Origin of the sequence: uncultured Oscillibacter sp. (assembly GCF_900544955.1) — a bacterium.
Lineage (GTDB): Bacteria > Bacillota > Clostridia > Oscillospirales > Oscillospiraceae > Oscillibacter.
The window spans coordinates 1-12,482 of the sequence record NZ_UQXD01000016.1 but is presented as its reverse complement, the minus strand read 5'-3'; the positions used below and the strand labels follow the sequence as shown (position 1 = coordinate 12,482).

Here is a 12,482-nt window from a genome sequence, read left to right as displayed (position 1 = left end):
CTATCATTGCATATCAAGAATTTGTGACTTACAACTTTTTGGTCAACGCGAGGCCATGCACCCACGCCGTTGGGCTTCGCCGTGGGTGGGACGGGGGATGCGGGAAGCGCTTTGCCCGGTGCTTCCTCCCAAATGCCCGAATCAAAAAGAAGCCCCGCCTGCGGCGGGGCTTCTTTTTGATTCGGCGCCTGTCTCCCTGTCCTCCGCAGACGAGGGGCCGCAACCAAAGGCTGCGGCCCCTCATTGTTCAAACGGATCTCTCCTGTGGGATCACGCGTCCCCGTCCAGGCGGCGCAGTCCCGCGATGTCGCTGACGGGCAGGGAGAACACCAGGGACTGGGCCTCCGTCTGCATCCCCGCCTGGGCCATGACCGCCTTCATAATGGGCCTGCGGTCCTCTGCCCGGGCCAGGATGAACACCAGTTCCTTCTCCGAGGCAATGGACACGCCGAAAAACTTCTTCGCCAAGTCCGTGCCGGTGCCCTTGGCGTGGACCGCGGTGCCGCCGGTGGCCCCGGCCTCCCGGGCGGCGTCCATCACCAGGTCCGTGTGGCCCTGGTTTGTGATGACCACGATCAGCTCGTGGGTCCCCTCTCGTTCCATGTGCGCCTCCGCCTCCTTTTGCAGCAGATAGTCCCGGGCCGCCGCGCCGCCGATGCTGGACACCGGCACCGTCAGCAAAATGCCCCGGCCCGGCACGTCCAGCCACAAGTCCCGGGCCGCCTGCCGCACCAGGCGGGGCGACCGAGGCGCCACGCACAGCAGCACCGCCTTCTCCGCGGCCTCCAGGCCCAGGCAGTCCAAAATCTCCGTGGTGGCGGTTCCCTGCCCGAAGGCCGTCAGCACCAGGGGGATGCCCTGGGCCTGATACCAGGCCGCAAATTCCCCGCTGCGGCTGCGGTCTGTGATGGTGATGACAAGCACAGCGCCGTCCATGCCACGCGTCCCCCCTTCCGGCCGTTCGTTCCAATTGTTCAAAGTTCGATGATCTCCTCGTCCGCCGGCCGCTCCTCCGCCGGGGCGGCCTTCGCCAGCTTCCGCTGGTAGACCAGGCCCAGCAGCTGAATGGTCAGCAGCGGCGTCATGGCCACCATGGCCACCACGCCGAAGGCGTCGGTGACCACGTTTCCCCCCAGCGCCTCGCAGGCACCCATGGCAAAGGGCAGCAGGAAGGTGGCCGTCATGGGGCCGGAGGCCACGCCGCCGGAGTCAAAGGCGATGGAGGTGAAGATGCTGGGCACGAAGAAAGACAGCACAATGGCCGCCAGGTACCCCGGCACCAAAAAAGTGAAGATGGAGATACCGGTCAGCACCCGGGTCATGGCCAGCCCGATGGACACCGCCACACCGATGGACAAGCTGGTGCTCATGGCCTTGCCGGGGATGGCTCCGGAGGTGATCTCCTCCACCTGCCGGTTCAGCACGTGGACCGCCGGCTCCGCCTGGACGATGAACCAGCCCATCAGCATCCCGATGGGCACCAGCACCCAGCTGTACGTCAGTCCGGCGATCTGGCGGCCCAGGTAGGTCCCCGCCGGCAGAAAGCCCACGTTGACGCCGGTGAGAAAGAGCACCAGCCCCATACCAGTATACAGAAGGCCCACGATGATTTTCAACACTTTTTTTCGCTTCAGCCGCAAAGACACCACCTGGAACACCGCGAAGAACGCCGCGATGGGCGCCAGGCACACCGCCACCTCCCGGGCGTACTCCGGCAGCCCCTCCTGGAACAGGTGCCACAGCATCCGGCTGTCCGCCGCCTCCGGCGCCGCCGCGGGCACGTAGGTCCCGGCGGCGGGGTACAGCATGGCCAGCACCAGCACCGCCAGGATGGGCCCCACGGAGCACAGTGCCACCAGGCCGAAGCTGTCCTGGGCGGCGTCCTTGTCGCTGCGGATGGAGGAGACGCCCAGGCCCAGGGCCATGATGAAGGGCACCGTCATGGGCCCGGTGGTGACGCCGCCGGAGTCGAAGGCGATGGCCAGGAAGTCCCCGGGCACCAGGGCCGCCAGGGGAAACACCGCCGCGTAGGACACGATCAGCAGCCATCGCAAAGGCACCCGGAACAAAATCCGCAGCAGGGCGACCACCAGGAATATCCCCACGCCCACCGCCACGGCCCCCACCAGATGGGCGTTGGGCACGCCGGGCACCTGCTCCGCCAGCACCTGGAGGTCCGGCTCCGACACGGTGATGACCACGCCGATGAGAAAGCTCACCGACACCACCACCCACAGCTTCCGGGATCGGGTCATCCGGGCGCCCACCCGCTCGCCGATGGGGATCATGGCGGTCTCCGCCCCCAGGGTGAACAGCCCCATGCCGGCAATCAGCAGCACCGCGCCGATGAGAAAGGCCAGCAGCACCTCCACCGGCACCGGCGCCACCGTGAAGCACAGCACCAGCACGATGGCGGTGATGGGCAGCACGGAGGCCAGGGCCTCCCGCATCTTCTCCCCCAGGATGGTCTTGGTCTGGCCCGCACTCTCCCGCCACTCCGTCCGCAGGACGCCCAATCGCTTCACCTCCACAAACATTCCAAAAGCCGACAAAAGCCTCGTGTGTTCCATGATACCATATTTGGAGGGGCTTCTCCACGCGAAATGGCCCGCTTTTGGGATTTTAGCGGTTTCTTCACAGGGGCGGGTTTTTGGCATCCTGCGGAAAATGTTACGGATTGGTCACAATCTTTTCGGCCGGTTCCGGTATAATTGGAAAAGAATCCACTCCGCCGTCGCCGGCGAAAAAGGAGGGCTTTCCATGCAGTGTCTGATCCAGGACATTCCGCTGGGGCGAAACATCCGGGCGGCCCGCCTGGCCCGGCACATGACCCAGTCCCAGGTGGCCCAGCAGCTCCAGCTGCTGGGGAGCCTGATGTCCCGCAGCACCCTGGCGGGCATCGAGTCCGGCCGCCGGAACATCAAGGCCGGCGACCTTCAGGCGCTCAAGCAGGTCCTGGGCGTGGAGTACGACGCCTTTTTCCAAGTGTGAGTTCCATTTCTTCAAAGGAAGTGACCTTGTATGAAAACCGGTCTGGTTCTGGAGGGCGGCGCCCTGCGGACCATCTTTTCCGCCGGCGTGCTGGACGCCTTTTTGGACGGGGGGCTGCCCCTGCCGGACTACACCATCGGCGTCTCCGCCGGCATTGCCTACGGCGTCAGCTACCTCTCCCGGCAGAGCCGCCGGAACCTGAAACTGCTGACCACCTTTGCCAATGACCGCCGCTACATGGGCTGGCGGAACCTGGCCGACCGGGAGAACCGGTGCTACTTCGGGCTGAAATTCTCCTACGAGACCATCCCCAACCAGCTCCTCCCCTTTGACTACGACACCTTCGACGCCTACCCCGGCACGGTGGAGGCGGTGGTCACCAATCTGGACACCGGCCGGGCGGACTACCTGCCCGTCCCCCGGCGGGACAGCCCCAACCTGCTGCTGGAGGCCACCTGCGCCATTCCCCTGATGTTCCCGGTGTTCCACATCGGCGGCCAGCCCTATCTGGACGGCGGCTGCGCCGATCCCATCCCCTGGCGCCGCGCCCTGGAGCTGGGCTGCGACCGGCTGGTGGTGGTCCTGACCCGGGAGCGGGACTACCGCAAGGAGACGGACCGGAGCCTCCCGGTGCTGGAGCGGACCTTCCGCAAATACCCCCGGTTTCTGGAGACCATGCGCCGCCGGGCGACGGCTTACAACGAGAGCCGGGCGGCCCTCTTCGCCTTGGAGGCGGCGGGCGGCGCCCTGGTCATCGCGCCGGAGGACACCCTGGGCTGCTCCCGGACGGAGCGGGACGTGGAGGTGCTCCGGGCGCTGTGGCAGTCCGGCTATTTTGCCGGCCGCCGCTCCGCCGAGGCGGTCCGCGTCCTGTGGGAGGGCGGCGCCCCCCTTTGATCCCGCGGCGCCGGTCCGGAGGGCCGGCGCCTCTTTTTGTGTTTCTCACAAAGTTTTTCCCATTTCTCCCGGCCGCGCCCCGGCATTTTACCCATTTCTTACAAAAATCGCCCCGGCCTCTTTCCTCCCCCGGCATTTACATATATAATGGATTCGCTGCATAAGCATATCTGATTGATACCATTAGCCGCCGCGGCGGCTGATGGTGTTTCCTTGCGGCACGGCGCAAATCTTGTAAATATGGGAACGGATAAAGGAGCATTGGCATGGACATCTTTTCTGTCTTTACCCTCTGCGGCGGCCTGGCCTTCTTCCTCTACGGCATGAACACCATGTCCAAGAGCCTGGAGAAGATGGCGGGCGGCAAATTGGAACGCCTCCTGAAACGCATGACCTCCAGCCCCCTGAAGAGCCTGCTGCTGGGCGCCGGCATCACCATCGCCATCCAGTCCTCCTCCGCCATGACGGTGATGCTGGTGGGCCTGGTGAACTCCGGCGTCATGGAGCTGGGCCAGACCATCGGCGTCATCATGGGCTCCAACATCGGCACCACCCTGACCGCCTGGATCCTGTCCCTGACGGGCATTGAGAGCGAGAGCGTGTTCATCAACCTGCTCAAACCGGAGAATTTCTCCCCCCTGGTGGCCCTGGCGGGCATCATCCTCATCATGGGGTCCAAAAAGCAGCGCCGCCGGGACATCGGCCGGATCATGGTGGGCTTCGCCATTTTGATGTACGGCATGGAGCTGATGAAGCAGGCCGTCAGTCCCCTGGCCGACATGCCCCAGTTCTCCAGCCTGCTCACTGCCTTCAACAATCCCCTCTTGGGCGTGCTGGTGGGCGCGGTGTTCACCGGCGTCATCCAGTCCTCCGCCGCGTCCGTGGGCATCTTACAGGCCCTGGCCCTCACTGGCTCCATCACCTACGGCATGGCCATTCCCATCATCATGGGCCAGAACATCGGCACCTGCGTCACCGCCCTGCTCAGCTCCATTGGCGTGAACCGCAACGCCAAACGGGTGGCGGTCATCCACATCTCCTTCAACGTCATCGGCACCCTGGTGTGCCTGATCCTCTTCTACGGCGGCCACGCCATCTTCCACTTCGGCTTTATGGAGTTCTCGGTGGGCGCCGTGGGCATCGCCCTGTGCCACACCGTGTTCAACGTGTTCACCACCCTGCTGCTCCTGCCCTTCTCCCGCCAGCTGGAAAAGCTGGCGCGGAGATTGGTGCGGACGGAGAACAAGACCGAGCAGTTCGCCTTCCTGGACCCCCTGCTGATGCGGACCCCCGGCGTGGCCATCAACGAGTGCGTGTCCATGGCCAACCGCATGGGCAAACTGGCCCACGAGACGCTGCTCCTCGCCATCGACCAGCTCTCCGGCTACACGGAAACCCGGGAGGCCCAGATTCTCTCCAATGAGGACAAGCTGGACACCTACGAGGACCATTTGGGGGCCTACCTGGTGGAGATCTCCCAGCACGGCGTGTCCATGAGCGACATCCAGACCGTCTCCCGCCTGCTCCACGCCATCAGCGACTTTGAGCGCATCGGCGACCACGCCCTGAACCTCCAGGAGTCCGCCCAGGAGCTCCACGAGAAGGACCTCCACTTCTCCCGGACCGCCGAGGCGGAGCTCCAGGTGCTGCTGGACGCCCTGCGGGACATCATGGCGCTGTCCTTCGCCTGCTTCTCCGCCGACGATCCCCAGGCCGCCCGGACCGTGGAGCCCCTGGAGGAGACCATCGACCAGCTGATCGAGGAAATCCGTCTGCGTCACATCCGCCGCCTCCAGACCGGGGAGTGCACCATTCAATTGGGCTTCGTCCTCAACGACCTGCTCACCAACTTCGAGCGGGTGTCCGACCACTGCTCCAACATCGCCGTATGCATCATCGAAGAGCGAGACGGCGGCCTGAACCGCCACGCCTACCTCCACGACGTCAAGGTGGCAGGGGATTTCAACACCACGCTGAAGCAGGACATGCAGAAATACCGCCTGCCCACCCCTTAAACGAAAAAGGGACAAGCCCTCCGGCCTATGGCCGGAGGGCTTTCATTTGCCGATAAGGTCTCCCAGCGGTTCGCCGCCGGGACCATGAGCCGCAAAGGGAATCCCGCTTTGCCGCGGCGTGTGCGCGGCAAAGCGGGCGTTTCGATCCCCGGGTGCGCTCCCGGCGGACCGCACTCCTCCCGGGCGCGTACCCGCGGCTCCCTCGGGCAGTCGCAAGCCCTCTGGTTGACGCCGGAGGGCCTGTCTCAACGGTCCAGATACCGCTCTGCCATGTGGGCCGCCACGGCGCCGTCCGACGCCGCGGTGACGATCTGCCGCAGGGGCTTGGCCCGCAGGTCCCCGGCGGCGAACACCCCGGGCACCTCCGTCCGGGTGGTCTCGTCCGCCAGCACGTATCCCCACTCGTCCAGGGCCACCTGCCCCGCCAGCAGCGCCGTGCTGGGACGGCGGCCAATCGCCACAAACACCCCGTCGCAGGCCACCTCCCGCCGCTCCCCCGTGGGCAGGTCCGTGTAGGCCGCGCCCTGGACGGCGCTCTCCCCCAGGATGGCCTCCACCCGGGCGTTCCAGAGGAAAGCCACGTTCTCCGCCGCCTCCAGCCGGCGGAGGTACTGCCGCTCCGCCCGCAGGGTGTCCCGCCGGTGGAGGAGGTACACCTGCCGGCACAGGCGGGACAGCGTCAGCGCCTCTCCCGCCGCGGAGTTGCCGCCTCCGGCCACCACCACCGTCTTTCCCTTGAAAAAGGCCCCGTCGCAGGTGGCGCAGTAGCTGACGCCCCGGCCCCGCAGGGCCTCCTCCCCCGGCACCTCCAGCCGCCGGGGCGCCGCGCCCATGGCGCAGATCACCGCCCGGGCGGTATAGGTATTTTGGGCCGTCTCCGCCCGCTTGGCCTCCCCCGCCAGCGCCAGGGCCGACGCCGCCTCCCACCGGAACACCGCCCCGGCCGCCTCCGCTCCCCGGCGCAGCCGCTCCGCCAGCTCCATGCCGCCCACCAGCTCCACCCCGGGGTAGTTCTCCACCTCCTCGGTGGTGCCCAGCTGTCCGCCGGGCTCCGTCCCCGCCAGCACTAACGTCCGCAGCCCTGCCCGGGCGGCGTACAGGGCGGCGGCGTCTCCCGCCGGGCCGCTGCCAACGATCAAAACATCCTCCATATGGCCCCTCCGTCCGTTGAAAATCATGCATAGTATCCGCCGCTTTGCAAAAAATACCCCCATCAACGAAAGCAGGAGGAACTTTCCATGGCCGTTTCTTTTCAGGACAGCGAGACTTTGAAGAACCTGATGCGCTCCTTCGCCGGCGAGAGCCAGGCCCGGAACCGCTACACCTTCGCCGCCTCGCTGTGCAAGCAGCAAAAGCTCCACGTGCTGGAGGCGGTGTTCCAGTTCACCGCCAGCCAGGAGAAGGAGCACGCGGAAATCTTTTACAACCACATGAAGGAGCTGGGGGGCCAGACCGTCCAGATTGACGGCGGCTACCCCGTGGACTACACCCGCGACGTGGTGCAGCTGCTGCGCTACGCCCAGCACAACGAGTACGAGGAGTTCGACCCGGTGTACAAGGCCTTCGGCGAAACCGCCCGGGAGGAGGGCTTCGCCCCGGTGGCCGCCTCCTTCCAGCAGATCGCCCGGATTGAGCAGACCCACGGCAACCGCTTCGGTCACTTCGCGGACCTGCTGGAGAGCGGCAAGCTCTTCGTCTCCGACACCCAGTGCGGCTGGATGTGCCTGAACTGCGGACACATCCACGAGGGGCTGGAGGCCCCCAAGAGCTGCCCCGTCTGCGACCACGACCAGGGCTTTTTCATCCGCCTGGAGATGGTCCCCTACGGCGGTGCCTCCGTGCTGAACCGCTGAAAACCTTCCAAAAAGAGCGCCGCGGCAGATGCCGCGGCGCTCTTTTTCCGCCCAGGGCCCCCGCCCCCGCAATACAAAGGGCGCCCCCGCCCATCCGGCGGGGACGCCCTGACAAAACCGGAACCGCGCGGTCCTCAATAGCCCACAATGAGGCCCTTTTCCATGGCGTAAAAGCTGGTGAGCCCCCGGCAGGGCAGGATATCCACCCGCTTTACCGGCAGGTCCGCCAGAATCTGCTCCTTCAGCCGCAGGGCCCCCGCCAGATTCTCGCAGTGGGAGATGACCACCTCTCCCCCGGCGCAGTCCTTGCTGGCCGCCATCAGGGCCGTGAGGGCCTTGTAGGTCTTGGCCTCCCCCCGGGCCTTATCCGCCACATGGATGGTGCCCTGCAGCGTGGCCTCGGCGATGACGTGGATGCCCAGCGTGTGGAGCAGCGTGCCGACCAGCGGGCGCATCCGCCCGTTTTTAATGAGGTTGTCGAAGCTCTCCAGGGTGAAGCAGGTCCGCAGCGCCGCCTGGTACACCCGCAGCTGATTGCAGATGTCCTCAAACTCCGCCTCGGGGTCCGCCTCCACCAGCTCCCTGGCCCGGCGGATCAGCAGCACCATCGCCCCGGCGGTGGCCTTGGAGTCGATGATGCAGATCTCCTTCTCCGGGTGCTCCTCCAGCACCATCTCCCGGCCCAGTACGGCGGCGTTGTACGTGCCGGAGAGGTTGCAGGAGATGGTGAAGCACACCGTCCGGTCCCCCTTTTCAAAGGCCCGGGCAAAGGCCGCCGGGGAGGGGCAGGCGGTGGAGGAGGCGCTCTTCTCCGCGGCCATGGCCGCCAGCAGCTCCCCCACTTCCAGTTGGTCGTTGTCCACGAATTCCCGCTCGCCCACCTGCAGCCGCAGCGGCACCGTCTCAAACCGCATCAGCTCGCTCTCGAAGTCGCTGGTCCGCAGGTCGCAGCTGCTGTCACACACAATATTCCAAGTCATATGATTCTCCTTGTAATATAGTTTTGTATATCATATTTTACACCATCATACCGCGTCTGCCGCTGTTTGTCAATGCCCAAACGCCTTCCTCTTGACAGGTCCGCCTTTGGGTGGTATGGTAGTAACTGTTCTGTTCAAAACTGTTTTTTGCAAAACAAACGGAGGTGTCCCATGGCCATATCCTATACCCGTCTGCTGCAATTCTATCAGCAGTTCGGGCGGTTTTATGCCCGCCAATTTGCGCCGCTGCTGGCCCAGAGCGGCCTGTCCATGCGGGAGATGAACGTGCTGCTGTTTTTGAGCAACAACCCCGGCTATGATACCGCCCGGGACGTGACGGAGTTCCGGGGCCTGTCCAAGTCCCAGGTGTCCCAGGCGGTGGAGCTGCTGGCGGCCCAGGGGCTGCTGCACCGCAGGCCCGACGGGACGGACCGGCGGATCGTCCACCTGGCCCTGGCGGAGGAGGCCCTGCCTCTGGCCCGGCGGGCCCAGGCGGTGCAGAGCGCCTGCGCTGCCCGGCTGTTCTCCGGCTTTTCCCCGGAGGAATCGGAACAGTTCCAGGCCTTTTTGGAGCGGGTGCTGGACAACGGAGACGCTTTGGCGGAGGAGGGCGGCAGATGAGCGGACCAAAAGGCGTGGATCTGGGCACGGGGAGCGTGGGGAAGCTGCTGTTTTCCCTGGCGCTGCCCACCATCACCTCCCAGATCGTCAACATGCTCTACAACCTGGTGGACCGGGTGTACATCGGCCACATGACGCCGGTGGACACCGTGGGCCAATTGGCCCTCACCGGCGTGGGCGTCTGCCTGCCCATCATCATGGTGATCTCCGCCTTCGCGGCCCTGCTGGCCATGGGCGGCGCCCCCCGGGCCTCCATCTCCGAGGGGCGGGGCGACGTGCGTCAGTCGGAGCACATCATGGGCAACTGCTTCACCATGCTGCTGGTGGTGTCCCTGGTGCTGTCGGTGGTGTTCCGGGTGTATGCCAGGCCCCTGCTGCTGACCTTCGGCGCCAGTGAGAACACCATCGGCTACGCCCTGGACTACATGCGGATTTACGCCCTGGGCACCGTTTTTGTGGAGCTGACCCTGGGTATGAACGCCTATATCACCGCCCAGGGCTTCACCACCGTCAGCATGAAAACGGTGCTGATCGGTGCCGTTTTGAACACCATTTTGGACCCCATCTTCATCTTCGGGCTGAACATGGGCGTCCGGGGGGCGGCGCTGGCCACCATCTTGTCCCAGGCGGTGTCGGCGGTGTGGGTCCTGCGGTTCCTGCTGGGGAAGCAGACCAAGTGGCGGCTGCGGCGGGAGGACCTGCGGCCCCAGGCCAAGGTGGTCCTGCCCTGTCTGGCCCTGGGCCTGGCCCCCTTCATCATGCAGTCCACGGAGAGCCTCATCGCCGTGTGCTTCAACTCCTCTTTGCTGAAGTACGGCGGGGACATCGCCGTTGGCGCCATGACGGTGCTCACCAGCATCATGCAGTTCGCCATGATGCCTCTCCAGGGCCTGACCCAGGGGGCCCAGCCCATCATCAGCTACAACTTCGGCGCCCGGAACGCCCACCGGGTGCGGGCGGCCTTCCTCTGCCTGCTGAAAGCCTGCGTCACCTACTCCTTGGCGCTGTGGATTCTGGTGCAGCTGTTCCCCCGGATGTTCGCCCTGATTTTCAACAGCAACCCCGACCTGGTGAACTACGCCGCCTGGGCCCTGCGGATCTATATGGCCGCCACCGGCATTTTCGGCGTTCAGATCGCCTGCCAGCAGACCTTTATCGCCCTGGGCAACGCCAAGACCTCCCTGTTTTTGGCAGTGCTGCGGAAAATCATCCTGCTGGTGCCCCTGATCTATATCCTGCCCAATTTCTTTGCCAACAAGGCCTTCGCCGTGTTCCTGGCGGAGCCGGTGGCGGACTTTCTGGCGGTGTGCACCACGGCGATTCTGTTTGCCCTTCAATTCAAAAAGAGCATGGCGGAGCTGGAGGGGGATCCCTCCGGGAAATAGCGCACCGCTTCCAAAGCAGCCGGTTTGGCCGTCAGGCCGGACCGGCTGCTTGGATTCTGGGGGGTTGTTCCACATGGGGCCGCCGTGCCCCGGTGGGGAGCGGGGGAGTTTCGCCCCAGGGGCAGGACGGGAAAATCCGCGCATCGGCGCAGGGGCGGGAGAACGCCGCCCCACGGGGGGTGAGGGACGACCGCGCAGAACGCGGCCATCCCCCACTCTCCCGGGAACGCAGGAAGGCCGGTCCGGCAAACGCCGGACCGGCCTCTTTTCACTTCTCCCGCGGCAGAATCAAATTCAGCAGCACCGCCATCAGCGTGGCGATCACCACCGGAGACTTGCCGAAGATCATGGTCACCGCCTCCGGAAACTGGCTCAGCGCGGCGCTGGCCTGGGAGATCCCCACGCCCAGGGCGGCGGACAGCCCCACGATGGTGGTGTTCCGGGCGGTCAGCTCCTGGGACGCGATGAGCTTCATGCCGGTCATGGCGATGGTGGAAAACACGGTGATGGTGGCGCCCCCCAGCACGCACTGGGGAATGGTGGTCAGCACCGCCGCAAATTTGGGGGACACCCCCGCCAGCAGCAGAAAGCCCCCCGCCAGGGCAAACACCGTCCGGTTCACCACCCGGTTGGTGGTGACGATGCCCACGTTTTGGGAATAGGTGGCGGTGGGCAGGCCGCCGAAGAGGGCCGTCAGGATGTTGGTGGCGCCGTAGGCGATGATGCCGCCCTGGAGCTCCCGGTCCGTGGGGTCCCGGTCCATGCCGCCCACGGTGGTGGCGGTGAAATCCCCGATGGCCTGAATGGAGTTGATGGCGAACAGCAGCCCCACCGCGATGCAGCTGGGGGCGTCGAAGCTGACGCCGAAGTGGAGAAAGCGGGGCAGGGAGAACCAGGCCGCCGTCCCCACGTCGGCAAAGCTCACCATGCCGAAGAGCGCCGCCACGCCGTATCCGAACACCATGCCCAGCAGGATGGAGGCCAGCTTGCAAAGTCCCTTCCCATAGTGGTTCAGCACCATCACCGCCGTCAGCGTCAGGGCGGCCACCAGCCAGTTCTGCCAGGAGCCGTAGACCAGCGCCTCCGAAAGGCCCTTGGCCGCCACGGCCTCTGCCGTGTTTCCGGTGCCGCCGGCCATGTAGTTGATAGCGGTGGGGTAGAGGGAGAGGCCGATGGTGAAGACCACCGTCCCAGTGATGACCGGCGGGAACAGCAGGCGGATGCGCTTGACGAACACCCCCACCAGAATCGCCACCACGCCGCCCACCAGCATGGCTCCGGCAATGGCGGAGATGCCGCCGCCGGAGGCGGCGATGGCCTGCATGCTGGGCACATAGGCAAAGCTGACCCCCAGAATCACCGGCAGACCGGAGCCGAACCGCCCCCCGATGGGGAAGAGCTGGAACAGCGTGCACACGGCGGACATCACCAGGGAGGCCTGGATCAGCAGCACCCGGTCCGCCTGGCCCAGCCCCACGGCCCCGGCGATGATGATGGGCGGCGTGACGCAGCCCACAATCATGGCCACCAGATGCTGAAACGCCAGAGAGACGGAGGTGCCCAGCGGCGGGACGCCCCGGAACTGAAACAGCAGACTGCGGGAGTTGGGTATTTCCATGGCGGTGTTCCCCTTTCAAACCCTGTTCGTCGTTTTTTCCGATTTCTCCTCTATGATACCACAGCTTTTGGTGAAAGCAAACAAAATTTTTGATTGTCTAAAAATCTTTGCAGAACAGAAGC

11 protein-coding genes are annotated in these 12,482 nt (G+C 65.2%); 6 read left to right on the top strand and 5 right to left on the bottom strand.

The genetic code is table 11. The annotated features are described in order from the left end of the window. Positions 1-270: 270 nt before the first annotated feature. Positions 271-936 carry a P-II family nitrogen regulator gene (locus QZS21_RS05540; protein WP_295581139.1) on the bottom strand — a complete coding sequence of 222 codons (666 nt, stop codon included), beginning with the start codon at positions 934-936 and terminating at the stop codon, positions 271-273. A gap of 38 nt (positions 937-974) precedes the next feature. Beyond that, entirely contained in the window at positions 975-2,450 is a 1,476-nt protein-coding gene (locus QZS21_RS05535) for a DUF1538 domain-containing protein (RefSeq protein ID WP_295581201.1), read from the bottom strand. Between the two features lie 310 nt (positions 2,451-2,760). Between QZS21_RS05535 and QZS21_RS05530 the strand changes: the two genes are divergently transcribed. From QZS21_RS05530 to QZS21_RS05520, 3 genes are all read left to right on the top strand, one after another. Next, entirely contained in the window at positions 2,761-2,991 is a 231-nt protein-coding gene (locus tag QZS21_RS05530) for a helix-turn-helix domain-containing protein (RefSeq protein WP_295581137.1), read from the top strand. Positions 2,992-3,021: 30 nt separating this feature from the next. After that, the gene (locus QZS21_RS05525; protein WP_295581135.1) at positions 3,022-3,888 is read left to right on the top strand and encodes a patatin family protein; all 867 of its coding nucleotides are present in this window, start codon (positions 3,022-3,024) and stop codon (positions 3,886-3,888) included. Positions 3,889-4,154: 266 nt separating this feature from the next. Beyond that, the gene (locus QZS21_RS05520; protein WP_295581133.1) at positions 4,155-5,903 is read left to right on the top strand and encodes a Na/Pi cotransporter family protein; all 1,749 of its coding nucleotides are present in this window, start codon (positions 4,155-4,157) and stop codon (positions 5,901-5,903) included. 245 nt (positions 5,904-6,148) lie between these two features. Here the strand turns inward: QZS21_RS05520 and trxB are convergent, their stop codons facing one another. Then, entirely contained in the window at positions 6,149-7,054 is a 906-nt protein-coding gene (gene trxB, locus QZS21_RS05515; protein ID WP_295581131.1) for a thioredoxin-disulfide reductase, read from the bottom strand. A gap of 87 nt (positions 7,055-7,141) precedes the next feature. On the opposite strand from trxB, the gene rbr reads away from it, so the two are divergent. Next, positions 7,142-7,756 carry a rubrerythrin gene (rbr, locus tag QZS21_RS05510; protein ID WP_295581129.1) on the top strand — a complete coding sequence of 205 codons (615 nt, stop codon included), beginning with the start codon at positions 7,142-7,144 and terminating at the stop codon, positions 7,754-7,756. Between the two features lie 134 nt (positions 7,757-7,890). On the opposite strand, the gene QZS21_RS05505 is transcribed toward rbr, so the two are convergent. After that, positions 7,891-8,736 carry a DegV family protein gene (locus QZS21_RS05505; protein WP_295581127.1) on the bottom strand — a complete coding sequence of 282 codons (846 nt, stop codon included), beginning with the start codon at positions 8,734-8,736 and terminating at the stop codon, positions 7,891-7,893. A gap of 171 nt (positions 8,737-8,907) precedes the next feature. Here QZS21_RS05505 and QZS21_RS05500 point away from each other — a divergent pair, with 171 nt between their 5' ends. Further along, entirely contained in the window at positions 8,908-9,357 is a 450-nt protein-coding gene (locus tag QZS21_RS05500; RefSeq protein WP_295581125.1) for a MarR family winged helix-turn-helix transcriptional regulator, read from the top strand. Beyond that, positions 9,354-10,742 (top strand): MATE family efflux transporter, encoded by a 1,389-nt coding sequence (locus tag QZS21_RS05495; protein ID WP_295581123.1) that lies wholly within the window; start codon positions 9,354-9,356, stop codon positions 10,740-10,742. The genes QZS21_RS05500 and QZS21_RS05495 overlap by 4 nt, the downstream gene beginning before the upstream one ends. A 268-nt stretch (positions 10,743-11,010) precedes the next feature. Here QZS21_RS05495 and QZS21_RS05490 read toward each other — a convergent pair whose 3' ends face one another. Further along, positions 11,011-12,360 (bottom strand): uracil-xanthine permease family protein, encoded by a 1,350-nt coding sequence (locus QZS21_RS05490; RefSeq protein ID WP_295581121.1) that lies wholly within the window; start codon positions 12,358-12,360, stop codon positions 11,011-11,013. Positions 12,361-12,482 lie beyond the last annotated feature (122 nt).

Bases quoted from the DNA above. Each gene is read 5' to 3' on its own strand.
- rbr (WP_295581129.1), top strand. From the start codon at position 7,142: ATGGCCGTTTCTTTTCAGGACAGCGAGACTTTGAAGAACCTGATGCGC.
- QZS21_RS05525 (WP_295581135.1), top strand. From the start codon at position 3,022: ATGAAAACCGGTCTGGTTCTGGAGGGCGGCGCCCTGCGGACCATCTTT.
- QZS21_RS05490 (WP_295581121.1), bottom strand. From the start codon at position 12,360: ATGGAAATACCCAACTCCCGCAGTCTGCTGTTTCAGTTCCGGGGCGTC.
- QZS21_RS05540 (WP_295581139.1), bottom strand. From the start codon at position 936: ATGGACGGCGCTGTGCTTGTCATCACCATCACAGACCGCAGCCGCAGC.
- QZS21_RS05505 (WP_295581127.1), bottom strand. From the start codon at position 8,736: ATGACTTGGAATATTGTGTGTGACAGCAGCTGCGACCTGCGGACCAGC.
- QZS21_RS05530 (WP_295581137.1), top strand. From the start codon at position 2,761: ATGCAGTGTCTGATCCAGGACATTCCGCTGGGGCGAAACATCCGGGCG.
- QZS21_RS05500 (WP_295581125.1), top strand. From the start codon at position 8,908: ATGGCCATATCCTATACCCGTCTGCTGCAATTCTATCAGCAGTTCGGG.
- QZS21_RS05520 (WP_295581133.1), top strand. From the start codon at position 4,155: ATGGACATCTTTTCTGTCTTTACCCTCTGCGGCGGCCTGGCCTTCTTC.
- QZS21_RS05535 (WP_295581201.1), bottom strand. From the start codon at position 2,450: ATGCGGGAGGCCCTGGCCTCCGTGCTGCCCATCACCGCCATCGTGCTG.
- QZS21_RS05495 (WP_295581123.1), top strand. From the start codon at position 9,354: ATGAGCGGACCAAAAGGCGTGGATCTGGGCACGGGGAGCGTGGGGAAG.
- trxB (WP_295581131.1), bottom strand. From the start codon at position 7,054: ATGGAGGATGTTTTGATCGTTGGCAGCGGCCCGGCGGGAGACGCCGCC.